Source organism: Flavobacterium adhaerens, assembly GCF_040045115.1.
GTDB classification, from domain to species: domain Bacteria; phylum Bacteroidota; class Bacteroidia; order Flavobacteriales; family Flavobacteriaceae; genus Flavobacterium; species Flavobacterium adhaerens.
The window spans coordinates 215,352-238,953 of the sequence record NZ_JBDLZX010000004.1; the positions used below are offsets into that span (position 1 = coordinate 215,352).

Sequence of the window (23,602 nt, forward strand, 5' to 3'; positions counted from 1 at the left end):
TTATGGACTGCAAATATAGTTCACAAATTTTAATATCAATATTGGTGCATCGTAAATCAGCTAAAACTCCATTCTTTATAATTCAATTCTTTTTTGATTTTTTCTTCAATTCGATCCGATAATCTTTGGTTGAAATCAATTTTAGTAATGGCTTCAATTTCGTCAATATTTTTTGCAAAAGTATAAAGCGGAGCATCAGAATCTTTATTGGGAACCAAAAACGAAATCATAACCAATGCATCATCCTGAACCCGAACCACAATTTTGAAGAAATATTCCGGAACCGAAACTTCTTCTTCGCCTATAGTGATCAAATTATCATGCAAAATTCCGCCGGTAACTATAAAAAGAGCTGTGTATTTATCGGCCCAATACCTTATTTTTTGTTCCAATCTATTCCAAACACCGGCATTAAAATCTCTGTTTTGCGGGGCTACATTCGAGGTCAAAAAAGTGTCCTTGTAGGCTTCCGCAGAAAATTTCATATCGGCTGCAGGAACCAGATGGCCTTTGTCGTAGCCAGCATTTTTATAGTTATTCCAGTGTGCCGATTCGGTATCTACAAGAGGGTCCTGCTTAAAATAAGGGCGTTCGTAATGATGCTCAAACTGTGATTTTCCAGTCAAATAATAGGCAGCCCATTCTGCCTGTTCATGCTCTTCAGAGTAGGATAAAAAGAAATGTTTATGTCTTATGATACTCATTGTAAGGCGTTTTTTTTTTGGAGGTTGCTACTAAACGTTAAATTGTTTTAGATGGTGATTAATGTGGTTCCACATCAATTTATTCCAATCCTCATAAGTCATTTTCCCCCATAACGGATGATCCATCAGGGTAATAACGTGTTGGCCTTCACTAAAACGACTAAAATTTTTTATCAATTCATTTTTAACATCCTCAAAGTCGTATTGACCAGTATAAATTAATTCTTTAGCAGTTGGACTGTTGGGCTTAAATTCGGAGTTTAATATTTTGTTTTTAAGTAGTTTTCCTATTAGCTTAAAGAAAAACGGAACCTTAATTTCGTTTTCTCCAAAAGCAACAATTATGGCTTCGTTACAATGTTTACACATTTGGTCCACCGTCATTTTTCCCCACAAAGCCTTGCTGTCTGGCTTAAGCAAATTAATTCTAGTAATTATTGAGTTATTGTCAGTCTTACTGTATATCGACCCCATTGGTAATTTGATTTTAGTTACAATTGATAAACAAATATAAATCATTGTGCCCAAATTTACTATTGCTTTCCAAACCCAAAATTTCGAAAGGAGGAAGAGGGAACAAATTTTCTGGAGCAATTTCCTGCTCTCCATTTCAAGCTTGTTTGCAGCTGTTTTTTTTTCTAAGCCCCAAAAGGAGCTTCCTTTGGTCGCTCTTTTGGGTCAGGAAAAATACACAGCTCCATCACAAGGCTTTCCATTGCGATCAGGGCTAGGCTCAAGTGTAAATAGTAACTGTAAGTAATTTGTTCCGATAATTTAGTTTTCAAAAACTAGGACACTGATAATTTTAATATATTTACGAGCCAAGAATTTTAAACGTAATTGAGTTAAGCGGTTAGTAATCAATAATTGTAATTTATACTTATGGCTTTTAGATTTACCGAATTTGGATTTATAAATGCACTTTGGTCATTAATTCCTATCTTTCCAACTTGGACATTATTTCCAGGTATACTTACTGCTATGGGAATACAAGAAATTACTAATAACTGCGAAACAAGTTACAAAATAGTTCTGTGGACTTCCATATTATTGACTGTTTTATTGATTATTATTTATACCTATAAAATTGACAAAATTTCATTTAAATCAGAAAAACACATTAAATATAACTTTAGATTTTGGAGTTTAATACTTTACACTTTGGTAAATACATTAGGTTTAATACTAATTATAGGCATTAATTTAGCTTGTAAAGGAGATGGACAGACTTTATTAGCTTGTATTATGTCTGGACCTATTGCAAGTTTGACACTTATTGCTTTTGGATTATTAATAGATATAAAATTGTCCTTAGACTAATATTAAAATTAAAACAACTGTTGCCGTTACAAGCGATTTGGATAATAGGCTTAAAGGAAAGATGGTTTTGTACTTGAAAATTTGTCCCCAATCGAAAAAACTCGCATCATTAACCCCAAACCTCGCAAAGCCGCGGAACGTAGGCAGATATTTTAGATAAGAATAGAGAATAATTTGAAAAGAGAGATTTTAATTTTTTTACTATGTTTAACTATAGTTCCAAATGTATTTTGCCAAGATAACTTGGAAATTAATACCAATTGGGAAAAGTTAAATCAACAATTAAAATTACGAACCGAAATAGTTTTTGAACTTTCCAAGCAACTTCAAAAATCAAAAAAGATTGATAAAGTAGAATTAAAAAACACAGAACTTTATGCAAAAGAATTAAAACTGGCTTGTGAAAAAAAAGTTTTTAATAAAGATGCTGTAGATTTAATTAAAGAAAAAAATGCAGAACTAACAACTTCGCTTACTCATGATTTAGTTAATTTAGAATTAGACACTAAACTTAGAGATAAAGAAGAAATTAAATCAATAATGGATAAATTACTTGTAGTTGAAAAACAGCTTCTTACGGAAATTAAAAACTACAATGAAAGTTGCAAAAAATATAAAAAAGAAGAATTAATTTTTAATATTCAGAACGGAAACAAATCTTAGAAGTAAGTAACTAACGAATAAAAATCATCTGTCAATAACCGTCACAATCGATTTGCAGATTTAGTGGAATTATTGTTTTTAAACACTATTTTGGTTTTACAGAAAACACTTAGTTTTAAATCTATAAACAGTGTGTTTATCAATATATTATAAGTTAATTTGCGAAGCCCTTTACCAAATATTAAAAGAGAAATGATATTTAGGATTAACTCTCATAATGCAGGAATTTTGACTAGAGAAGAATTGACAATCTCGCAATGGGATAGTAAAATTGATAGATTTACAAATCTGACTGAATTTATTGATGATAATAGTCTTATAGAATCATTAAAGTTGGAATTCAATCTTAATGATAAGCAAGTTAAGGAAATTGAAGGCTTGCTAAATAATGAAACCTTCCGAAATTTTAAATTTAGTTGCTCAAAATATGAACACTTCAAAATTGAACCAATCTATCTTGATATAAAAAATAATAAAGGGAAACTCATTTATTGGAAAGATTGGGATTATATATTTCAAAAAATTGAGGACGAATATTTTTTGTGGTGTTATTTAGGAGGTATAGCTGACATACAAAGAGAGATCAAATTGAGCGAAGAACATATTAAAATGTACAACAAAATTGGTTTAGCGCAAATAGATTATTTAATTGCGAATTTAAAAAAGCTTAATGATTCAACAGAGTATAAAAATGCGATTGAAGAAAATAGACGAATAATATAAAAACGGCCACTAATATTGTGTTTGTGAAAGAGCGTGTTAATTGCAAAATTAAGGGTCAATACTTTTTACCTATACTCTTTGTAAGTACTTGATAATAGTTGGTGTTCGTATTCATATTGAAAAAATGAAACTTTAAGATTATAAAAAATATATTATGCCATTTGTACGAATAAGTTTGCCTAAAAAATTTTCACAAGAAACTAAAGATGGAATTTCAAAATCTATACATAATTCTTTAGTGCAGGAATTTAATATTCCACAAGACGATTATTTTCATATTATTGAAGAATTAGAACCACATCAAATAAAATATCCAGAAACTTATTTGGGAATTGCTCACACATCCGACATCGTTTATATTCAAATTATAGCAGGACAAGGTCGGACATTGGAACAAAAGAAAGGCTTGTATAGAGAAATAGCCAATCGAATAGCCAATACGACAACTGTTACCCAAAATAACATCATCATTGTTCTCCTTGAAAATGACGGAAGACAAAATTGGTCATTTGGAAATGGGAAAATTCAAGAACCTAAGCATTTGAATAAATGAAAATATCAAAATGCATTATCATATAAGATAGTTACTGGCTATATTTGCACAACTACGGGGAAAGCTGAAAACCAAAACAGAGTAAGCAAAAAAAACGAAATGAAAAAAATATTATTAGGTTTAGTTGCTTTGATACTATTATCAAGTTGTGCTGTAAATCAAACAATTAAATATGATGGTTTAAAATTAGATTTGTTTGACATAAAAACAAAGAATATAGATTTAGCACTTTTAGACCATCGTGAACAAGTTGTTAATGGTTCTAAAAAGCCAGATTTTGTAGGTTATATGAGAAGTGGTGTGGGTATTGCGTATACCATAAAAACTAAAAGCAAGAATGAATTTGTTGTAGACTTATCTAATAATATAGTTAATTCATTAGCCAAATTTGATATAAATGTTACTAATTTAAAAACAAAATATCAAGATGACGAGAATACTGTAAAGCAAGAATTACTAAAGCTAAACGGAAATAAAAAAATACTTTTAGTCATTGACCAATTACATACTGATGGTTATGGAATTGAGTTTTTAAAATATAAAATCAATCTTTATATCTACGATAAAGACGGAAAATTATTGAAATATAAAGCTATTAATGGGGATGAAAAATTAGGCGGAAATATTGCATTCGGTCCAGGTTCATATAAAACATATATGCCCGATGCTGTTTCAAAATTATTTGAAAATATTTTAAAAGACAAAGAAATTTTAGAGATAATTAATAATGATTAAAACATTCAAAAACAACACCTAAATATTAATACAGCCAGTAACAGCCGTTACACGAGATTTGGGCATTAGGCTAAATTTAAAGATGGTCTTGTATTTGGAAGATTTGGCAAATCCGAAAATAGGGCTTAATTTAATCCCAAACCTTGTGTAGCGTCAGAACGATATCGAAACATATTTTATCTTTAACGGACAAGGTGCTGTACGAACAGGAACAATAATAAATGAAGATATCATTTGGAACGATGAGCAGGAAGTAAATACAGGAGATTGTTTCATTATTTATCCAGGAGAAATTCATGAGTTTAAAAATATATCTGAAGAAGCATTGCTGATAATTGCAACAGCTCCGTTGCGCCGCAGTCAAAAAGATAGGTGTTTTGACGATAGCACAAAATGCCCAAACTGCTAACAACAGTCATAATCGTTTTGCGGATTTACTAGAATTATCGTTTTTAAACACTATTTTTGTTTTATCAAGAATTTTTTGTCCTAAAAACCCAAAGTCACTTGTAGTGACTCAATGAAAAACCTCAATGAAAAACCTATTCTATATTCTTATTTTGTTTTTTTGTAACCAATTGTTTTCACAAAAAATTACGGTGCATACAATGTATAAAAGTATTCCGCCACAAGAATTTTCGTTAGAAGACAACGATTTTGTATTCGATATAAATGAGGGAACTCTCATCAAGACTAATACTAAGGAAGCCATAGAAAATAAGTTTTTTATCGAGTTCAAAAAAGAATTCTACGATTCTAACAACGATTTCTATTTTGTAGAATATAAAACCGATTTCAAAAAACGTTCGCAATATACAGGAGACAAATCAGATGTGGGCCTTTTTACAATTATGTACGATAAAAAAGACGGAATCGTTTTGGCGGTTTTTCTAAATTTGTTAGAAGCCGAAAACACCGCTTTGTATCTTACCGAGAAAGGTGAGGAATCTCCAAAAGTGAAAACACTTTTTGAATAATTTGATAACTAAAAAAAAATAAATGACATGCAAAAATTTGGATCAAGCAAAGAGTTTTTAAAAGACGAAGATTTCGAATGGGAAGTTGTTGGCGAAGGTATCAAACGCAAAATCATGGGTTATGATGATAGTATCATGATGGTAAATGTGCTGTTTGAAAAAGGAGGAATAGGTACGCCGCATAGTCATTATCACGCTCAAGTAACCAATGTAGCCAAAGGATCTTTTGAAGTAACCATTGACGGTGTTACTAAAATAATGAATGCAGGTGATTGTTTTTATATTCCACCACATATTGTGCATGGAGTGGTTTGTTTGGAAGAAGGTTTGTTGATTGATGTTTTTAGTCCGATTCGAGAGGATTTCATGCAGAAAATGACTTACTAAAAAACCTGTTTGATTGATAAAATTATATTTTTTTTTAAAGTTTTGGTAAAGATTAGAGTGGTACTTTTGCAAAATGAATTTATCCAAAACTAACGTATTGTTTATGGCGGCCTGTACAGGTCTTATAGTTGCTAATCTATATTATTGCCAACCTCTAATTGTTTTAATTGCGAAGGAATTTAATATTCCCGAAGCCAATGCCGGAACGATAACCTATTTTACTCAAGCTGGATATGCAATAGGCTTGTTTTTTATGGTGCCTCTTGGTGATAAACTGGAACGTAAGAAACAAATTTTAATGACCACTTTTGCTTCTGTAATCGCATTGATGATTGCAGCTACGGCCAAAAGTTTCTTAGTTTTAGAAATCGCTTCTCTATTAATTGGTATCACATCCATAGTTCCGCAACTTATTTTGCCTCTAGCAGCCTCATTAAGCAGTCACGAACAAAGAGGAAAAGTTATTGGAACTATTATGAGTGGTTTGTTGGTCGGAATTTTATTATCGCGAACGCTTAGCGGATTTATCGGACAATTGCTTGGGTGGCGATCAATGTTTTATATCGCTGCTGGGATTTGTCTTTTGATCTTTTTTGTTATTCAACGTACTTTTCCAGAAAACCGACCGCTGTTTAAGGGAACTTATGGTGAGTTAATACGATCCTTGTTTACATTAATCAAAACACAACCTATTTTGCGCGAAGCAACTCTAATTAATGTTTTTAGCTTTGCACAGTTTGGCGCTTTTTGGACCACTATGGTTTTGTTACTTTCTGGAGAGCCATTTCATTTTAATAGTGCTACCATTGGTTTGTTTGGAATCGTAGGCGCTTCTGGAGCCTTGGCAGCACCTTTGGTTGGAAAAATGGGCGATAAAGGAAATTCTAGAATTGCCATTGGTTACGGATGTTTGTTGATTTTAATTAGTTTTCTAACTTTTTATTTTTCGATAGAAAGTGTCATCGGAATTGCAGTAGGGATTGTATTTATCGATATCGGTATTCAAGTAGTTCACATTTCAAACCAAACTCGAGTGTATGCTTTGTTGCCAGAAGCTAGAAATAGATTGAATACGGTTTTTATGTCGTTTAGCTTTTTAGGAACTGCAGCAGGATCTGCTTACGGATTGCTGTTGTGGAAAATTGGTGGTTGGCATGCGGTAACCATCGGTTGTATGGTTTTGTCATCATTGGCTTTGATTGTTTATGGCCTTACCTATAAAGCTAAAAAATAAATAATCGTACAGCAAGTAATTGCAAAAATGAACTATTATTTCTCTTTAGCCCCGATAGTAGCGAAAATCTCCCGATTTAGAAAAACAAGGCTTTTTAGCCGTAGTTTTTGTTAATCGGGAATTGCAGCGAATAGCGGGAACCCATACTCGCTGAAAATGCCTAATTTTTCTGCTCCTAAAGAAAAGAATACTATAAATTTCAAGTTAATTTATTCTTATAGTAAATGACATTGAATAGTTAACTCTAAATATTTTTGTAAATTCGCACCTCAATAAAAAATAAACAAAATGGAAAACGGAATATACGCTAAATTCAATACCGATAAAGGTTCGATTTTGGTAAAATTAACACACGATTTAACTCCAGGAACAGTTGGAAACTTTGTAGCTCTAGCTGAAGGAAATATGGAAAACAGAGTAAAACCTCAAGGACAAAAATTCTATGATGGTTTGAATTTTCATAGAGTAATTCCTGATTTTATGATTCAAGGAGGTTGCCCTAAAGGAACAGGAACAGGAGATCCAGGTTATAAATTTGATGACGAATTTCATCCATCTTTAAAACACGACAAACCAGGAGTGCTTTCTATGGCAAATTCTGGACCAGGATCTAATGGTTCTCAGTTTTTTATCACTCACGTTTCTACACCTTGGTTAGACAATAAACATACTGTTTTTGGTCATGTAATCGAAGGGCAAGAAGTGGTTGATGCTGTTGCTCAGGGAGATGTTTTGAAAACTTTAGAGATTATTAGAGTAGGTGAGGAAGCTCAAAAATGGAATGCTATCGAAGCTTTTATTGGTTTAAAAGGTGCTCGCATGAAAAGAGAAGCTGCTGCTAAAGCGGAATCTGAAGCAAAAATGGAACAATTAGCAGCTGGTTTCCAAAAAACAGACAGTGGTTTACGTTACCAATTCATCCAAAAAGGGGAAGGTAAAAAAGCTGAAGCTGGAAAAACAGTTTCAGTTCACTACGAAGGTTCTTTAGAAAATGGAAAAGTTTTTGATTCTTCTTACGCTCGTAAAAAACCAATCGAATTCAAATTAGGAATTGGACAAGTTATTGAAGGTTGGGACGAAGGTATTGCTTTGTTGCAAGTAGGAGATAAAGCTCGTTTTGTGATTCCATCTGATTTAGGATACGGACCTGCTGGAGCTGGAGGTGTTATTCCACCAAATGCAATCTTAATTTTTGATGTTGAATTGATGGATGTAAAATAAGTCAATCAATTATATATAAGCAGCCGTTTCAACCTAGGTTTGAAATGGCTGTTTTTTTTAAATGTTTTCAGTTTTAACTGGTTTTTCTATAATTATAGATGGCCATCGCATTGAGTACAATTGCAAAAATGATTAAATAAATAAATTCAGTACTTACATCTGAAAATTCACTTCCCTTTAAAACAATCAAGCGAACTACAGTAACAAAATGGGTTACAGGTGTCAATTGCGAAATGACTTTTGCCCAGTTTGGCATACTGTCGGTGCTGGTAAAAAGTCCGCTCATCAAGATAAAAATCATCATAAAGAAAAATGCTATAAACATAGCCTGCAATTGAGTATCTGCAAAAGTCGAAATAAGCAACCCAAATCCCAATAAAGCAATTAGATACACTCCCGAAAACAGATACAATGTAGAGAGGCTACCTTGGGGGTAAATTCCGTAAATGATATACATTACTACTAAACCTAACGTAAAAACAATCTGACCAACAATCCAAAAAGGGATAAGTTTGCCTAAAATAAACTGCCATTTTTGAATAGGGGTCACGTTGATTTGTTCGATGGTACCAATCTCTTTTTCTCGGACAATATTAAGTGCTGTAATAAATGCACCAATCATAGTTAGGAGTATTACCAAAATTCCCGGAACCATAAAATATTTGTATTCGGCTTTTGGATTGTACCAGTTTGAACTGGTAGTCGTAATAGAAGCCATAGGAATTGCATTGCCTTTGGGTGATTTGAAATTGATATCCAGATTCTGATTAAAATCGTTAATTACAGATAACAGATAGGTTCCTCCAATTGATGATTTCGTTCCGTTGATAGCATCTACTGCGATGTTTATTTTTTGTTTTCCGTCTCGTAATAAATTGCGTTCAAAATTATCAGGAATTTCTAAAACCAAATCGGTGTTGCCGTCTTCAATGTGTTTCAAACCTTCGGTGTAAGACAAAGGAGAGTCTATAATCTGAAAATAACTAGACGAAGCAATCTTGGTAATTAGTTTTTGCGAATAGCTGCTGTGATCGTGATCTACAAAGGCAATTTTGATGTTTTTGACTTCAAAATTGGCAGCCATTGGCATAATAATGAGTTGAAAAATGGGCATCACAAACATCATAGCCAAGATGGTTTTATCCCTAAATATCTGACGAAATTCTTTTTGCAATATAAATCGAAGTACTTTCACGATAACCTAATTTTAAATCTTTTTAATGCGATGGTCAATAATACAACCGACATTACTAAGAGTATTAATGTTTCTTTCCAGACATAGCTAAACCCAAGCCCTTTTAGCATTACAGCCTTTATAATGATATAATAATATCTTGATGGAATGGCATGTGAAAGCACTTGAAAAAACACGGGCATATTTTCGAGGGGAAACATAAATCCTGTGAGTAACAAGGTTGGTAACATCATTCCCATCATAGAAATTAGCATTGCTGTTTGTTGTGAGTTGGTCAGATTCGAAATCAAGAGTCCCAATGATAAACAGGTAATGATAAATAGAATGCTTTCGACTAAAATGAGTACGAGGTTGCCTCTTATTTCGATGTCTAACAAGTAAACCGATAAGGTCAAAATAATGACAAAATTGATTAATGATAAGACCAAATACGGAATTGCTTTGGCAATCAAAACCATTATGGGTTTAAAAGGGGAAACCAATAAGATTTCCATAGTTCCTAATTCTTTTTCCCGTACAATTGAAACCGAAGTTAGTGCCGTACTCACGATCATAAAAATTAGTGCAATCACGCCTGGGATGAAATTGAGAGATCCGTTTTGTTCTTCGTTATACAACAATCTGTTTTCGGGTATAATTTGGTAAGAAAGTTTGATCGTTGGGTTTAATTCCTGCTGATAATTGTTGATGATAGAATTGAGATAATTAATGACCGTAGTGGCTGTATTAGGATCAGATGCATCTGCGATGACTTGAATTTTGGCACCTCCAGTTCGGTAAAGGTCACTGTTAAAATGGGCTGGAATAATGACCGCACATTTTATTTTGCCTTCTTTAAATCGTTTTTCGATCTCATTATAGCTATTTACGGGCTCTTTCATTGCAAAGTATGAGCTGGTGTGAATTCGGTTTATAACTTGTTCCGATGCATTATCCCTTGCATTATCCAGAATGGTAATGCTAATGTTTTTTACTTCGCTGTTTAGGGCAAACCCGAACAAAACAATTTGTGCTATAGGAAGTCCAAACAAAATGAGCAATGTTCTTTTGTCTCTAAAAACATGGTAAAATTCTTTTCGTATAAATGCTAATAACTGTTTCATGTTAATCTGATTTTCGTTTAGCACCTCTAGCCAATTGAAAAAAGACTTCGTCCATCGAGTGGGTGTTGAATTGCTTTTTTAAATTGGTAGGACTATCCATTGCTTCGATTCTACCATCTACCATAATACTAATACGATTACAGTATTCTGCCTCGTCCATATAGTGTGTGGTTACAAAAACGGTAATGCCATCCTCGGCCGCCTGATAAATCATATCCCAAAATTGTCTTCTGGTTAAAGGATCAACTCCACCTGTGGGTTCATCCAAGAATACTATTTTTGGGCGATGAAAAATAGCTACAGAAAAGGCTAGTTTTTGTTTCCAACCTAAGGGTAGTTCGCCTACCATTTTTTTGGCTTCTTTTTCTAAGCCTAATCGAACGATGAGTTCTTCGCTTCTTTTTTTTATTTCAGGACGCGAAACGCCGTAAACGCCTCCGTAAAATTCTATGTTTTCCAGAATGCTTAAATTGTCATATAAGGAGAATTTTTGACTCATATAGCCAATATTCTTTTTGATTTGTTCTTGCTCTTTATAGACATTGAATCCCGCCACAGTTGCTTCGCCAGAGGTAGGATAGGATAATCCGCAAAGGATTCGCATTGCAGTGGTTTTGCCTGCTCCATTCGCACCTAAAAATCCAAATATTTCCCCCTGATTTACATCAAAAGTGATTTTATCTACTGCCTTAAAATCGCCAAATCTTTTTGAAAGATCTTTGCAAATGATTGCCTTATTTTCCATCGGATACTTTGTTTGTTGCTGATTTTAAATTTTGTTCTTCCATAAGACGAATAAAACTATCCTCGATTGTAGGGGTGATTTTTTTTACCTCTAAGTTCTGGGCTTGATACTTCATGGCGATTTTTCGTACTGCATTTTCAGCTGTTTCATCCGAAACTAAAGTGAGATGTATGTACTCTCCAAAAGCGTAACAGCTTTCTACTTCTTCATCCGAACGTAAATCTTCCAATAATTTATAAATAGAGTCTGCCTTTGTAGCAAAAAGTGTCTTCGGAAATTTTTTTATAATACGATCTGGCTCATCAATAGACATTATTTTTCCGTTTTGCATCAATGCAATGCGATCGCATAATTTGGCTTCGTCCATATAGGGTGTCGAAACAACTATTGTGATATTCTGTTCTTTTAGTTTTGCAAGCATATCCCAAAATTCTTTTCTCGATACCACATCAACTCCAGTGGTTGGTTCGTCCAGAAAAAGAATTTTAGGTTTGTGAATCAAGGCGCAACATAAGGCAAGTTTTTGTTTCATACCACCAGAGAGTTTCCCAGCTCGTCTGTCATTAAAAGGTTTTATCTGGTTGTAGATGTCTTTTATTAGTTCGTAATTTTCTTCGATTGTGGTATTGAATACAGTTGCAAAAAAAGTCAAATTCTCTTCTACGGTCAAATCCTGATAGAGAGAGAAACGCCCAGGCATATACCCTACAATATCACGAATGGCTTTGTACTCGTTTACAACATCAAAACCTTCAACGGTGGCTGAACCCTTTTCGGCCAATACTAAAGTAGTGAGTATTCTGAAAAGCGAAGTTTTTCCTGCACCATCAGGGCCAATCAATCCAAAAAGTTCTCCTTTTTTGACCTCAAAGGAAACATTGTTGACAGCCATGACATCGCCATAGGTTTTTACTATATTTTTTACGCTTACAGAATGCATAGAGTTTTATTTTGAAAAAAGTACTTCGCCATACATTCCGATTTTTAAGTAGCCGTCGTTTTTAACCTTAACTTTGATGGCATAAACCAGATTGGCTCTTTCGTCTTTGGTTTGAATCGTTTTGGGTGAAAACTCCGATTTGTCCGAAATCCAGATTATTGTTCCAGGATATTCTTTGTAATTTTCTTTTCCATTATCAATTCTAACTTTTACTTCTTGACCAATTTTAATTTGAGAAAGTTGTGTTCCCGTTACATAAGCTTTTAAATTTAGGGTTTCGATATTGGCAATTTTATAAAGAGGTTTACCAATTACGGCCATTTCATATTGTTCGATATATTTTGTTAAAACAACACCTTTAATAGGATTTGTGATAACACATTTGGTAAGCTGGTCCTGAATTCCTTTTAACTGAACTGCTACGGTATTTCCTTGTTCGTTAAGATTTGCAGTTGTGGTTTGTAGTGTGTTTTCTTGTGCACTAATTTGCGCACGTAGTGTAGCTACCTTAGCATTGGCGTCGTCTAGTTGTTTTTGCGAAGCAACACCTCCTTTAACAAGTTTGTCCATTCTATTACTGTCTAGTAATGCGTTGGTAAGTTGTTTTTTTAGGCTTTCGGTTTGGATGTTTTCGGTAGGTCTGCCACTTAGAATTGCTTTTTGGTTTTGTTGTAGTTGCAATTTGCTGATGTAGAGTTGTGTGCTGTCAATGTAGCCCACTTTTTGCCCTGCCAACAATTCTTTTCCTTCTTCTACCGAAAGGGCAAGAATTTTACCATTGGCTTCTGCCGAAAGTATTGTTTCTACCGCTTCAAAGGAACCAGAAGCGTCAAATTCGTTATTGTTTTTAGTACATGCTAGAAAGCAAAATGTAAAGGTTGAAAGGTATATAAGTCGAGTGATTTTCATAATAAAAAGTGTTAGTTTCCTGAAATAGTTTGATATTCATATTTAGAGATAAGCAGTTGTATTTCATGTAAAGCTTTTTCGGCTCGAGCTGCACCTTCTTTTTCGGTTGCGTTGAGTAAATCGGTTAATGGGCCAGCTCCTGTGTCGTATTTTAGTTGGTATCCTTCTCTGATGTTTTGTCGTAGTTTAACGATTTCCTGATCGTCTTTTAGGATGGCTTCTTTTCTCTCGATATCAGCATTCTTCTGCTTCATTTGAAAATTGGTGTTAAACAGAAAGGTCTCTTCTTGAACATTAATTTGATCTAATTTTTGCTGGGTTAGTTTCTTTTCGTTTGCGTTTTTATATAAAAATTGGGTATCCCAAGAAACACTCACACCTAGTACACCAACAGATGACATTTTGGTTGCTCCCAGATTTATACCAGGTGCAAACACAACTCCTGTTCCCAACAAACCCAATTTTGGCATGAGTCCAACTTTTTGCATTTCGGATTGGGCTTGAATGAGTTCTCGCTGTTTGTTGTACAATGTTAGTTCTGGACGATTAATAGACTGCTCTGTTGTTAATTTTGAAAGAGGGATTTCGAAGTGGGTGCTTTCATTTAACGAGATTCCTGTTAAATAAGAAAGTACTGTTTGGTAGCCTTGTCGGGTATAGATAAAATCTTTTTTTTGCTTTTCAATATTCAATCGTTCTACTTTTATTTCGTCAACATCTGTTTTGTAGGCTAAGCCATTATCGAACATTTTGTTTACTTTGTCTAGCGTGTTTCCGAGTATTTTGTTTTGAATGTCGAGTTGTTTTATTTGCTCGTCAATGAGCAAAATACCAAAATATAATTGATTGACTCTTGATCGGAGTTCGTACATCGAAACATCTATTGAGGCTTTATCCGCATCCGAAGATGTTTTAATGATGTTTTTTTGTGTTTTTGTGGCGCCTCCATCCCAAATGGTTTGATTAATTTGTCCCAAACCAATAAATTTAAATTTGCTATCATCGCCCGTTCCCATACTCGGGAAATCTCCAAATACATAACCTTCAATTGCTGTAATGCTTACTTGTGGTAAATAAGCTTTGTTAGCATTGCTAATGGTGTATTCTTTGCTTTTTTCGATCAATGAATATTGTTTTATTAATGGATAATTTTGGGTTGCCATTTCATTGCATTGGTCAAGAGTTATCTGTTGTGCATTTATATTGCCAATAGTGGCAAACAAAAGAAAACATAAGGATAATAATGGTTTTTGCATGGTGTAAATCATTTTTAGAGCACTTTTAAAATTTTGATACTTTATTTGATTATAAACATTGATTGAATCCATATCGGAATTAATTTTTTTCGGTCTTGCATTAGTCGATCAAATTCCTCAAGTTGTATGTTTTGACTTCCTATTAATAGCGGTTTGATTATAAATGGAAAAACAATTAGTCCCATCATATTCATTAAAAAATGCAACGGATTGGGTTCTGAGATTCTTTTTTGTGTTACCAATTCTTTATGTTGTTTAAAAAATACTGAATTACTCATAATTTCTTTTATGGGTAAATGTTTTAGTAATAATTGGGGATTGTTTCGGATTTCTGTGATTATAAAAGTTGGAATTTCGGGTTCTTTGCTTATTAAATCAATATAACGTATGGCAATGTCTTGGATTTTGTCTTCGAATGTAGTTTGGTCATTATTTAAGGCAATGACTAAATTTTTAATAAATCCAGTAAGAACTTCTAGCATGATTACTTCAAAAAGTTTTTGTTTACTTCTGAAATAGTAATTTAAAAGGGCTAGATTAATATCGGCTTGTTCGGCAATATCTCGTGTACGTGTAGCTGCAAAGCCTTTTTTGTAGAATACAATTCTAGCGGCTTCTTTTATTTTTTCTTCGGTACTTTTTTTGTCTAATGCAGATGTCATTGATTTTCAGTTTTGTAATGATAAATTTAAATAAAAAACAAATAAGTTAAACAAAATATTTAATCATTTGATTAAATTTTGTTTTTTCTAATTGAAAAATGTTTCCAAAACTCATGGAAAACGGTAGTATCTTAGTAAAAAAAAGTTATGGATTTAAAGTGGTCAGAATTTGAAAGAGTCGAAATGCGAGTGGGAACGATACTCGAGGTAAATGATTTTCCTGAAGCCCGGAAACCAGCTTTTCAACTCACCATTGATTTTGGAAATGCAATAGGAGTCAGAAAAACTTCGGCGCAAATAACTAAACGATATACAAAAGAGGTTTTGAAAGGAAGGCAAATTGTGGCAGTGGTCAATTTTCCAAAGAAACAAATAGGGAAATTTATGAGCGAGTGTTTGGTTCTTGGTGCAATGGGAGAGGAGGGAGATGTTATTTTACTAGCTCCCGATTTTAAAATAGAAAATGGCTTGAGGATTGGGTAGTTTTGGGTAAATAAAACTACCCTTTTTTGGGTTATTTTTCAATGGGTAAGTCGCTAGCGCCCCATTCTGTCCAAGAACCGTCGTAAACAGCTTTTGAGTTTTCTGAAACTAATTCACTTGCCAATAAAACAATACAAGCAGTTATGCCAGAGCCACATGTAAAGTATAAAGGTTGGTTGTTGAAGTTTAAAATCTCTGCTAATTCAGATTTTGATTTGTATTTTCCGTTTTGTTGAAGCGTTGTATAAGGAATATTAATAGAATTTGGAATATGACCGCTTCGCATACCAGCTCTAGGTTCTTCTTGTATGGCATGAAATCGATCTGATGATCTTGCATCAATAAGTAGAGCTTCTTGAGATGAAATGTTTTCTAGAATTTGTTCTTTACTTTTTATTGCATCCAAATTAAGGTTGGTTACAAAATTTCCTTTTGGATAAGTGGTTTTACAATATTTCTCTGTCGGATACCCTTCTTTAATCCATTCCGGAAGTCCTCCATCTAAAACAAAAACATTGTTATGTCCCATTGTTTTAAACATCCACCAAGCTCTTGGGCTAGAATAAATTCCCAAAGTATCATAAACCACAATAATGCTGTTTTGGTTGATGCCTATTTTTTGGCTTTCGGTTGTGAATTTTTCCACCGATGGAAAAGTATTGGGCAAAGGATTACTGGTATCGCTAAAATTGTTTTTGATATCAAAAACGCGGGCTCCTGGAATTTGCAAGCCTGGATTTTGATTTTCTACGTTCGATTGGTTTTGTTCTAATCGGGCTTCGAGTACAATAAGATCGGCATGATTTAAATGTTTGAAAAGCCAAGCAGGTGAAACTATCGGATTACTCATTTTAAAAATTTGTTTTAGCAATTAATTGATGTAATAATTCTTGTCCATCTTCCCAGTAGCCTAAATCAGAATCCGAATTGATGTGGCCAATTTGGCCCATATTGATAAAATCACTTCCCCAAAATGCAGCTAGTTTCTGCGCTCTTTCGAGTGTCATATAGGTATCATTTTCGCTTCCTAAAACGAAAGAAGGGATAGTTAGTCGCTGAATAGGAATAGGAGAGAAGTGTCTTAAAAAATCGGGGGTGTGCAAGGGCGAATCTACATCGGCTGGAGCAACAAGCATAGCGCCTACAATGTTGGTATTCGTGTTTTTGGATAGCCAATGCATTACTAATGAAACCGCTAGGCTATGGGCTACTAAAATGGTGGGCTGGTTTATTTTTTGAATAGTTGCAGAGAGTCTTTCTAGCCATTCGTCGAGTTGAGGCACATCCCAATTGTCTTGAATTACTTTGGTTGAATTGGTGAATTTTTGCAACCAAAAGCTTTGCCAATGTTTTTCTCCAGAATCGCCAAGTCCAGGAATAATAAGTAAGTGCGGAATCATTTTTTTTTATTTTTTAAAGCTATAATTCGGCTAATTTCTTTTACGACCAATGGAAATGCTGGTTCGGTCATATTGTGTCCATAGCCTTGTAATTCATACAGGGTGGTTTCTTTATGATTGTTTATTTTCATTATTCTCGCCATATAGGCATTTTCTTCGTAGCGACCTAACATTTCTAATTCCCGATCTCCTGTAATCAACAACAATGGTGGCGCATCGAAACGAGAATGATACAATGGTGAAAAGGCATCAATAATGGGTTGAGTTTCTGGAATACCTCTCTCTTTTCGGGATTCGAAATGGGTGATGGTTTGGCCACTTAGCGGAATCAATCCTGCAATTTTGTTGGCATCGATGCCTTCGGCATGTAGCCACTTTTTGTCTAAACCTACCATCATGGCCAAATAAGCTCCAGCCGAATGTCCTGAAACAAATAGCAATGAGGTGTCTCCGCCATAGGTTGTAATGTTTTGAAATGTCCAGGCTACGGCTTTGGCAGCATCTTCAATGCATTGTTGCACTTTTACATTGGGTGATAATCTGTAATTTACGGCAATTATACCTAATCCTTTATTTTTTAATCCCTCGGGGAGTTCTTTGTTACCACCAGTCAAGCCACCGCCATGAAACCAAATTACAGTAGCGAAATTATTTGTGTTTTTAGGATAGTAAATATCAATTACACAGCGTTCTTTTTTATAAGAATCTGTTTTAGAATTAGTTTCACTATAATAAGGAATGTTGCTAATCGTGGCATATTCTGTTTTTTGTGCAAAACTAAATCCGACTGAAAATAAGAGTAGTATTAAAATATTTATTCTTTTCATTTTGAGTTTAGTTTGTGTTTTGAAACTATAAAAATACAGATTTTTTCATACGCTTTTTAGGTGTTCTTATGAAAGACTAAAAGTTCTAAAATAGCCCTGATGGAAGTGGAAATCCTTTTGTAGAGAGGGGTTTTAAACCCTTATCTACAAAAGATTGCAGCGGACAGCAGGACTAAACTTGATGTAAACTGGCTCAAGTTGTGCTCCTGCAAAAAAAAATCCACTCTAAAAAATAGAATGGATTTTGTGATGATATATAGAAATTAAAATTAAGCTTCCATGTCAACCGTTGTTCTGGCAGCAATTTCTTTATAGGTTCCGTTAGTAAGTTTCTCACGAATGGCTTCAAAAGCAGTTAAAGTTTCTGCAATATCCTCTAAAGTATGAGAAGCAGTTGGAATCATACGCAACAAGATAATTCCTTTTGGGATTACTGGATACACAACTATAGAAAGGAAAATACCGTAATTTTCTCTTAAGTCGTTTACCATAACCATCGCTTCTGGAATACTTCCTTCTAAGTAAACAGGAGTAATACAAGTGTTAGTATCACCAATATTAAAACCTTTTTCTTTCAATCCGTTTTGTAATGCATTTACATTAACCCAAAGTTTGTCTTTTATAGCCGATGATTGACGTAGCAATTCTAAACGTTTCAATGAACCAATTGTTTGAATCATTGGTAATGCTTTGGCAAACATTTGAGAACGTAAATTGTATTTTAAATAATCAATAACGTCTTTATCGGCAGCAACGAAAGCCCCAATATTAGCCATCGATTTAGCAAATGTTGAAAAGTAAACATCAATTCCGTCTTGGCAACCTTGCTCTTCACCAGCACCAGCACCAGTTTTTCCTAGAGTTCCAAAACCGTGAGCATCATCAACCAAAAGGCGGAAATTGTATTTTTCTTTCATAGCAACAATTTCTTTCAATTTTCCTTGTTGACCACGCATTCCAAAAACACCTTCGGTGATAAATAGGATTCCTCCTCCAGTTTCGGTAGCAATTTTGGTAGCACGTTGCAGGTTTTTCTCCATACTTTCGATGTCGTTGTGCTTGTAAGTAAAACGTTTTCCGCTATGCAAACGAACACCATCAATAATACAAGCGTGAGCATCAACATCATACACAATTACATCGTTTCGAGTTACTAATGCATCAATTATAGATACCATTCCTTGGTAACCAAAATTTAGCAAATAAGCCGACTCTTTCATTACAAAAGCAGCCAATTCGTTTTCTAATTGTTCGTGGTATGTAGTGTGACCAGACATCATACGAGCTCCCATTGGCGCAGCCGCACCATAAGCAATAGCGGCATCAGTATCGGCTTTACGCACTTCTGGATGATTGGCCAATCCTAAATAGTCGTTCAAACTCCAGTTTAAAATATCTTTTCCTTGAAATTTCATTCTTGGACCAAGTTCTCCTTCTAATTTTGGGAACACAAAATATCCCTCAGCTTGCGAAGCCCACTTTCCTAATGGTCCTTTATTTTCTTGAATTCTTTCGAATAAATCTTTTACCATAATATATAATATGTAATTCTTTTAAATTTGAGAAGTTGCAAAAATAAATATTTATAGCGTATTAGCACCTTCAAAGCTTAAAAATATTCACTCCCATTCTGTTAATATTAAGCAAAACAATCATTTGTATCCATTCTGGCTGTTCATTACAAGTTTTTGAATACAACCTTTTTTCCTAGTTGACTCTCAGGGGATTTATGCAATCTCTCAGTAAAAAAAAGCTATTAATGTACCGAAATCACTATTTGTAATGAGGTTGGTTAATAGCAGCAATACTACATTTAACTTTTAATCAGAGGTGTTTGAATTTATTAAAAAGAATCAAGATTTGAGAAGAAACTAGAAAGATAAAAGACTCTATTTTATTTAAATCTACTAAACTCAATTATTAACTGTAAGATTAAAATAGGGTTGTTGAACTTAGATTAATGAAAAGTACATCAGGAATCTGTATGATGTTTAGAATGTCAATGTTTTATATTAAAAAGTAATGTTTAGATAAAGTTGCTATGAAAAAAGAATTGGTTTTTAAAGACGATAAGTCTGATAAATTTTGGAATATTGAGGTTTCCGGTACATTATTTACTGTAACTTATGGAAGAAGTGGAACTACAGGACAATCATCAACTAAAACTTTCGAACAAGAAACTATTTGTCTTACACAAGCCCAAAAACTAATACAAGAAAAGCTCAAAAAAGGATATGTTGAAGAGGATCAGATATCAATGATTGAGACTGTGACTCCAGCAAAAAAGGCTGCAGTTGTAAGCGATAGCGTTATATTGACAAAAGAAAAATCAAAAGTTACAGTAAAACCACAAATTGCTGAAATTACTGAAGTTGTAGAAAAACGGACAGAAACCAAATTAATAGATGGGAATTTCGAAGAAAATTTGATTACTATTCGCTCATTAATTCAAAAAAACGAATTAATGAAGGCCAAGGATATATGTGAATCTCTTAGTGCGCTGGTGAAAAGTCAAAATGAATCAGAACAATTAGCATTGTTAAGAGGGGAAATTGCACTTATTCAAAATGATTTTGATACTGCAAAAAGTTATTTTTTGAATGCGGGGCATGGCGCTAACTTTTTTTTAGGACAGGTATATCAAGCACAAGAAGATTTCGAAGATGCATTACAATATTATTTAGATGCGAAAACTTATATGGGGTATTGCTATGCTGCCTGGATTGCTTTAAACCAAAATAATAAAACAAAAGCAATTGAGTATTTTGAGTTAGCAACCATAGAAGGCGAAAAGACAAATGAGACAGAAGTTTGGCAAAGTTATTTTAGATGGGCCTATACTTTGCACCAATTGGGAGAGTTTAAAGCAGCAATTCCAGTGTATCAAAAGACAATAGATACTGGTAATGCTGATTTTTGGACATTTAATAATTTTGCCATAGTCCAAATGGCATTAGGTAAATACAATGAAGCGATTACTTTGTTAGATAAAGCGATCGCTAAATCCCCAGAAATAGGCTCAGGCTATTTTAATAAATGCTGTTTATATGCTTCAATTAATAATAATGAAGAAGCTCTTGTTTGGTTACAAAAGGCATTTCATTATGGCTATTTGTTCAATAACGAACATAATGTAACTAATGACCCTGATTTAGAGCTACTAAGAACAACAGACGAATACAAAGAATTAATTAAGAAATATAAACGAAATTACAGTAATGAATACTGTAAAGATCTTTTCTCGGAAGAGTTTAAAGAGCATCCTGAAAAATTTAATAGATTAGAAATAAGATTCTATAATAAATCTTTACCTAACGGAACTATTCCTGATGTGATTGCAAATGGAATTAATATAGAAAGTATTTATATAGATGAAACAGGTCTAAAATCAATTTCCCCTGCTGTTGCTCAATTAAAAAAACTAAAGCAAATTCAACTATTAGATAATCCATTGGTAGAGTTTCCTAAGGAATTGTTAGATCTCAAATTGGAGACTGTTGATCTAGAATTTAAACGTCTTGCAGCATTTCCTGCTTATTTAGGAAGATTGGGTAACCTGAAAAAATTGATATTAAGTAGTCTGAAAATTAATAAAATTCCAAAAGAGATAAGTCATTTTAAAGACCTTGAGGATTTTTGCATTAAGCATGGGCAAGTAGAAGAAATAGACAGAGAAATAGGTAGTTTAAGTAAATTATATTCGTTACAAATTAGCGATACAGCACTGAAGAGTTTGCCTGTTGAAATCGATCAGCTTTTGAAATTGAGAACTTTAATTATTTGCGAAAATAAACAATTAACACATTTACCAGAGTCTATATTTACCTTACCATTATTGGAAAGGGTAGAATTATCCAAAAACGGATTCCCAAGTACAGAAGCTAAAAAAATATTTGAAGAAGGATTAAATGCAAAAACAGAAAAGAGACAATTGGCTGTGTTTTTGGCGTTGCTTCAGAAAAATAATGAATATGTCGCTACTCATGGTACATTTGAAGATGCTTTTGCAGCTCTTAATTCTAGTGTTGGAATGTTGAGAACAAATACTTTGTTGTGGATTGGTAATACTGTTAGTACATCGTTATTAGATAACCCAATAGTTTCGGGTTCAGAAGTATATATTGTCGGGAAGTTTTCAAAAAGTTTGGGTGATATTAAAGCTGAGGTTCAAGCATTGGGAGCAACTGTTACTAATAAGATTTCAACAAAAACCACACACATTCTTGTAGGTGAAAAACCAGGTGATATACTGAACAAGGTAACATCTTCAACTATTCAGTGGGTTACAGAAAGTAATCAGAATAAAATTGGTGTTTCCGAAAATCTACAAATGGATATTGCCGAAGATTTTCCGCAGGAACAAATTCTTTCTTTGCTCTTAAGCTCTGATGATAGCAACGTATCCATGGCTATAGAGTTAATTAGAGAATATAACGCTACATCAGTTTTTGAGACTGAATTATTCATTAGCTATCAATATGCTACTGATAAAAAAGTAAAAAAAGAAATAGAGCAGTTGATAAAAGTTTTTGGTTCAGAAAATTTACAAACTGTTTTAGCAGGGAAATATGGGTTTAAATCAGCTAGTGAGAAAAAGATTGAGGAATATATTAATACATTTTCTGAAAAAGCAGGCTTGGATAAATTGAAGATCGCTTATACAGTATTTCGAAAAACACAATTCAAAGCTTTCGAATATTTGCTTGTACATGGGACTTCGGCTATTAAAAAGGAAGTGTTGGAGGCATCTATAGATAGAAATTATGATTATTATGGAGAAAAAAACAAGGTAGAAGAAGGTCAGATTTATATAGTATCTGATGAGATTGTAGAACTGAAAGACCGAATCAGAAAAATTACTTGGCGAGGAGGTAAGTATAAAGAATTTCCTGTATATATTACCGAATTAGAATTGCTGGAAAGTTTAGATATTTCACAGTCTAGTTTTAGTAAATTACCAAAAGAGATTGCTAACCTTAGTAATCTTAAAAAACTTAATATTAGTACAGCTGCTTTTAAGAAGTTTCCTGATGAAATACTTGGTTTGCATAAATTAGAAGAATTGATATTGAGTAACGGAACCAGTCATACAAGGTATTCCATATCTAAAGTTCCAGAAAGTATTGGTCAACTGAAAAATCTTAAAAAATTACATTTAGCAAATAACCCTTTTGGTATGTTTCCGATGGAAATATTAGAATTAGAAAACCTAGAGGAACTTTGGATTGGAAGCATCGGTATTTCTACACTTCCTGATGAATTTAAGAGGTTAAAAAAATTAAAACGATTATCTGTCTTTAGTACTTGGGCAAGTCCTGGTAATGCTAATGTGTTTGAAACATTTCCAAGCATAATTTTAGAGTTGCATACTTTGGAAGAACTGGAAGTAAGCATGTATTTACTCTTAAAGAATCCAAAGGTTCTTGCTTCGTTAACGAACTTGAAAAAGATAGTGGTTAGCGACGGATATAATGATGAGAATAGGGAAAAGTTAAAAAAAGCTGTTAATGAGATGTTGCCAGAGTGCGAAGTAATCATTTGGAGGTAGTTTTAATTTGTCTTAAA

24 protein-coding genes are annotated in these 23,602 nt (G+C 33.6%); 11 read left to right on the top strand and 13 right to left on the bottom strand.

Features of this window, described 5'->3' with window-relative positions:
* Positions 1–56: 56 nt before the first annotated feature.
* Both ABEB18_RS07195 and ABEB18_RS07200 read right to left on the bottom strand, forming a co-directional pair.
* Entirely contained in the window at positions 57–704 is a 648-nt protein-coding gene (locus ABEB18_RS07195; protein ID WP_348798534.1) for a DNA/RNA non-specific endonuclease, read from the bottom strand.
* A gap of 30 nt (positions 705–734) precedes the next feature.
* Positions 735–1,178, bottom strand: coding sequence for a DUF1569 domain-containing protein (locus ABEB18_RS07200; protein ID WP_348798535.1), 444 nt, complete (start codon positions 1,176–1,178; stop codon positions 735–737).
* Between the two features lie 408 nt (positions 1,179–1,586).
* Here ABEB18_RS07200 and ABEB18_RS07205 point away from each other — a divergent pair, with 408 nt between their 5' ends.
* From ABEB18_RS07205 to ABEB18_RS07245, 9 genes are all read left to right on the top strand, one after another.
* Positions 1,587–2,024, top strand: coding sequence for a hypothetical protein (locus tag ABEB18_RS07205; RefSeq protein WP_348798536.1), 438 nt, complete (start codon positions 1,587–1,589; stop codon positions 2,022–2,024).
* A gap of 174 nt (positions 2,025–2,198) precedes the next feature.
* The gene (locus ABEB18_RS07210) at positions 2,199–2,687 is read left to right on the top strand and encodes a hypothetical protein (protein WP_348798537.1); all 489 of its coding nucleotides are present in this window, start codon (positions 2,199–2,201) and stop codon (positions 2,685–2,687) included.
* A gap of 228 nt (positions 2,688–2,915) precedes the next feature.
* The gene (locus ABEB18_RS07215) at positions 2,916–3,410 is read left to right on the top strand and encodes a hypothetical protein (protein WP_348798538.1); all 495 of its coding nucleotides are present in this window, start codon (positions 2,916–2,918) and stop codon (positions 3,408–3,410) included.
* Between the two features lie 154 nt (positions 3,411–3,564).
* The gene (locus ABEB18_RS07220; protein WP_348798539.1) at positions 3,565–3,963 is read left to right on the top strand and encodes a tautomerase family protein; all 399 of its coding nucleotides are present in this window, start codon (positions 3,565–3,567) and stop codon (positions 3,961–3,963) included.
* Positions 3,964–4,062: 99 nt separating this feature from the next.
* The gene (locus tag ABEB18_RS07225) at positions 4,063–4,698 is read left to right on the top strand and encodes a lipoprotein (RefSeq protein ID WP_348798540.1); all 636 of its coding nucleotides are present in this window, start codon (positions 4,063–4,065) and stop codon (positions 4,696–4,698) included.
* Positions 4,699–5,231: 533 nt separating this feature from the next.
* Positions 5,232–5,675 (top strand): hypothetical protein, encoded by a 444-nt coding sequence (locus tag ABEB18_RS07230; RefSeq protein ID WP_348798541.1) that lies wholly within the window; start codon positions 5,232–5,234, stop codon positions 5,673–5,675.
* Positions 5,676–5,702: 27 nt separating this feature from the next.
* Positions 5,703–6,062, top strand: coding sequence for a cupin domain-containing protein (locus ABEB18_RS07235; RefSeq protein ID WP_348798542.1), 360 nt, complete (start codon positions 5,703–5,705; stop codon positions 6,060–6,062).
* A 73-nt stretch (positions 6,063–6,135) separates the two neighbouring features.
* Positions 6,136–7,296: an MFS transporter gene (locus tag ABEB18_RS07240; RefSeq protein WP_348798544.1), complete on the top strand. Its 1,161-nt coding sequence runs from the start codon at positions 6,136–6,138 to the stop codon at positions 7,294–7,296.
* Positions 7,297–7,584: 288 nt separating this feature from the next.
* A complete protein-coding gene (locus ABEB18_RS07245) occupies positions 7,585–8,517 on the top strand; it encodes a peptidylprolyl isomerase (RefSeq protein WP_348798545.1) in 933 nt (310 codons plus the stop codon).
* Positions 8,518–8,590: 73 nt separating this feature from the next.
* On the opposite strand, the gene ABEB18_RS07250 is transcribed toward ABEB18_RS07245, so the two are convergent.
* From ABEB18_RS07250 to ABEB18_RS07280, 7 genes are read right to left on the bottom strand one after another with little or no spacing between them, the layout of a single operon-like run.
* Positions 8,591–9,712 (bottom strand): ABC transporter permease, encoded by a 1,122-nt coding sequence (locus ABEB18_RS07250; RefSeq protein WP_348798546.1) that lies wholly within the window; start codon positions 9,710–9,712, stop codon positions 8,591–8,593.
* The gene (locus ABEB18_RS07255) at positions 9,709–10,815 is read right to left on the bottom strand and encodes an ABC transporter permease (RefSeq protein ID WP_348798548.1); all 1,107 of its coding nucleotides are present in this window, start codon (positions 10,813–10,815) and stop codon (positions 9,709–9,711) included. Before ABEB18_RS07255 ends, ABEB18_RS07250 begins: the two co-directional genes overlap by 4 nt.
* Position 10,816: 1 nt before the next feature.
* Complete coding sequence (locus ABEB18_RS07260; protein WP_348798549.1) at positions 10,817–11,560, bottom strand: ABC transporter ATP-binding protein; 744 nt, start codon at positions 11,558–11,560, stop codon at positions 10,817–10,819.
* The gene (locus ABEB18_RS07265) at positions 11,550–12,500 is read right to left on the bottom strand and encodes an ABC transporter ATP-binding protein (RefSeq protein WP_348798550.1); all 951 of its coding nucleotides are present in this window, start codon (positions 12,498–12,500) and stop codon (positions 11,550–11,552) included. Before ABEB18_RS07265 ends, ABEB18_RS07260 begins: the two co-directional genes overlap by 11 nt.
* A 6-nt stretch (positions 12,501–12,506) precedes the next feature.
* Positions 12,507–13,409, bottom strand: coding sequence for an HlyD family secretion protein (locus ABEB18_RS07270; protein WP_348798551.1), 903 nt, complete (start codon positions 13,407–13,409; stop codon positions 12,507–12,509).
* A gap of 11 nt (positions 13,410–13,420) precedes the next feature.
* Entirely contained in the window at positions 13,421–14,737 is a 1,317-nt protein-coding gene (locus tag ABEB18_RS07275) for a TolC family protein (protein ID WP_348798552.1), read from the bottom strand.
* Positions 14,707–15,327 (bottom strand): TetR/AcrR family transcriptional regulator, encoded by a 621-nt coding sequence (locus ABEB18_RS07280; protein ID WP_348798553.1) that lies wholly within the window; start codon positions 15,325–15,327, stop codon positions 14,707–14,709. The genes ABEB18_RS07275 and ABEB18_RS07280 overlap by 31 nt, the downstream gene beginning before the upstream one ends.
* Before the next feature lie 147 nt (positions 15,328–15,474).
* Here ABEB18_RS07280 and ABEB18_RS07285 point away from each other — a divergent pair, with 147 nt between their 5' ends.
* Entirely contained in the window at positions 15,475–15,810 is a 336-nt protein-coding gene (locus ABEB18_RS07285; RefSeq protein WP_348798554.1) for a tRNA-binding protein, read from the top strand.
* A 31-nt stretch (positions 15,811–15,841) separates the two neighbouring features.
* Here the strand turns inward: ABEB18_RS07285 and ABEB18_RS07290 are convergent, their stop codons facing one another.
* From ABEB18_RS07290 to capB, 4 genes are all read right to left on the bottom strand, one after another.
* Positions 15,842–16,660: a sulfurtransferase gene (locus ABEB18_RS07290; RefSeq protein WP_348798555.1), complete on the bottom strand. Its 819-nt coding sequence runs from the start codon at positions 16,658–16,660 to the stop codon at positions 15,842–15,844.
* A gap of 1 nt (position 16,661) precedes the next feature.
* Entirely contained in the window at positions 16,662–17,210 is a 549-nt protein-coding gene (locus ABEB18_RS07295) for an RBBP9/YdeN family alpha/beta hydrolase (RefSeq protein ID WP_348798556.1), read from the bottom strand.
* Positions 17,207–18,037 carry an alpha/beta hydrolase gene (locus ABEB18_RS07300; RefSeq protein ID WP_348798557.1) on the bottom strand — a complete coding sequence of 277 codons (831 nt, stop codon included), beginning with the start codon at positions 18,035–18,037 and terminating at the stop codon, positions 17,207–17,209. The genes ABEB18_RS07295 and ABEB18_RS07300 overlap by 4 nt, the downstream gene beginning before the upstream one ends.
* A gap of 269 nt (positions 18,038–18,306) precedes the next feature.
* Positions 18,307–19,569, bottom strand: coding sequence for a cysteate-C-fatty acyltransferase (gene capB / locus ABEB18_RS07305; protein ID WP_348798558.1), 1,263 nt, complete (start codon positions 19,567–19,569; stop codon positions 18,307–18,309).
* Positions 19,570–20,078: 509 nt separating this feature from the next.
* Between capB and ABEB18_RS07310 the strand changes: the two genes are divergently transcribed.
* A complete protein-coding gene (locus tag ABEB18_RS07310) occupies positions 20,079–23,585 on the top strand; it encodes a leucine-rich repeat domain-containing protein (RefSeq protein ID WP_348798559.1) in 3,507 nt (1,168 codons plus the stop codon).
* Positions 23,586–23,602 lie beyond the last annotated feature (17 nt).

Coding starts and splice junctions, on each gene's coding strand:
- ABEB18_RS07230 (WP_348798541.1), top strand. CDS start 5,232: ATGAAAAACCTATTCTATATTCTTATTTTGTTTTTTTGTAACCAATTG.
- ABEB18_RS07235 (WP_348798542.1), top strand. CDS start 5,703: ATGCAAAAATTTGGATCAAGCAAAGAGTTTTTAAAAGACGAAGATTTC.
- ABEB18_RS07245 (WP_348798545.1), top strand. CDS start 7,585: ATGGAAAACGGAATATACGCTAAATTCAATACCGATAAAGGTTCGATT.
- ABEB18_RS07205 (WP_348798536.1), top strand. CDS start 1,587: ATGGCTTTTAGATTTACCGAATTTGGATTTATAAATGCACTTTGGTCA.
- ABEB18_RS07240 (WP_348798544.1), top strand. CDS start 6,136: ATGAATTTATCCAAAACTAACGTATTGTTTATGGCGGCCTGTACAGGT.
- ABEB18_RS07275 (WP_348798552.1), bottom strand. CDS start 14,737: ATGGATTCAATCAATGTTTATAATCAAATAAAGTATCAAAATTTTAAA.
- ABEB18_RS07280 (WP_348798553.1), bottom strand. CDS start 15,327: ATGACATCTGCATTAGACAAAAAAAGTACCGAAGAAAAAATAAAAGAA.
- ABEB18_RS07260 (WP_348798549.1), bottom strand. CDS start 11,560: ATGGAAAATAAGGCAATCATTTGCAAAGATCTTTCAAAAAGATTTGGC.
- ABEB18_RS07300 (WP_348798557.1), bottom strand. CDS start 18,037: ATGAAAAGAATAAATATTTTAATACTACTCTTATTTTCAGTCGGATTT.
- capB (WP_348798558.1), bottom strand. CDS start 19,569: ATGGTAAAAGATTTATTCGAAAGAATTCAAGAAAATAAAGGACCATTA.
- ABEB18_RS07225 (WP_348798540.1), top strand. CDS start 4,063: ATGAAAAAAATATTATTAGGTTTAGTTGCTTTGATACTATTATCAAGT.
- ABEB18_RS07255 (WP_348798548.1), bottom strand. CDS start 10,815: ATGAAACAGTTATTAGCATTTATACGAAAAGAATTTTACCATGTTTTT.
- ABEB18_RS07310 (WP_348798559.1), top strand. CDS start 20,079: ATGAAAAAAGAATTGGTTTTTAAAGACGATAAGTCTGATAAATTTTGG.
- ABEB18_RS07200 (WP_348798535.1), bottom strand. CDS start 1,178: ATGGGGTCGATATACAGTAAGACTGACAATAACTCAATAATTACTAGA.
- ABEB18_RS07195 (WP_348798534.1), bottom strand. CDS start 704: ATGAGTATCATAAGACATAAACATTTCTTTTTATCCTACTCTGAAGAG.
- ABEB18_RS07295 (WP_348798556.1), bottom strand. CDS start 17,210: ATGATTCCGCACTTACTTATTATTCCTGGACTTGGCGATTCTGGAGAA.
- ABEB18_RS07265 (WP_348798550.1), bottom strand. CDS start 12,500: ATGCATTCTGTAAGCGTAAAAAATATAGTAAAAACCTATGGCGATGTC.
- ABEB18_RS07285 (WP_348798554.1), top strand. CDS start 15,475: ATGGATTTAAAGTGGTCAGAATTTGAAAGAGTCGAAATGCGAGTGGGA.
- ABEB18_RS07220 (WP_348798539.1), top strand. CDS start 3,565: ATGCCATTTGTACGAATAAGTTTGCCTAAAAAATTTTCACAAGAAACT.
- ABEB18_RS07270 (WP_348798551.1), bottom strand. CDS start 13,409: ATGAAAATCACTCGACTTATATACCTTTCAACCTTTACATTTTGCTTT.
- ABEB18_RS07290 (WP_348798555.1), bottom strand. CDS start 16,660: ATGAGTAATCCGATAGTTTCACCTGCTTGGCTTTTCAAACATTTAAAT.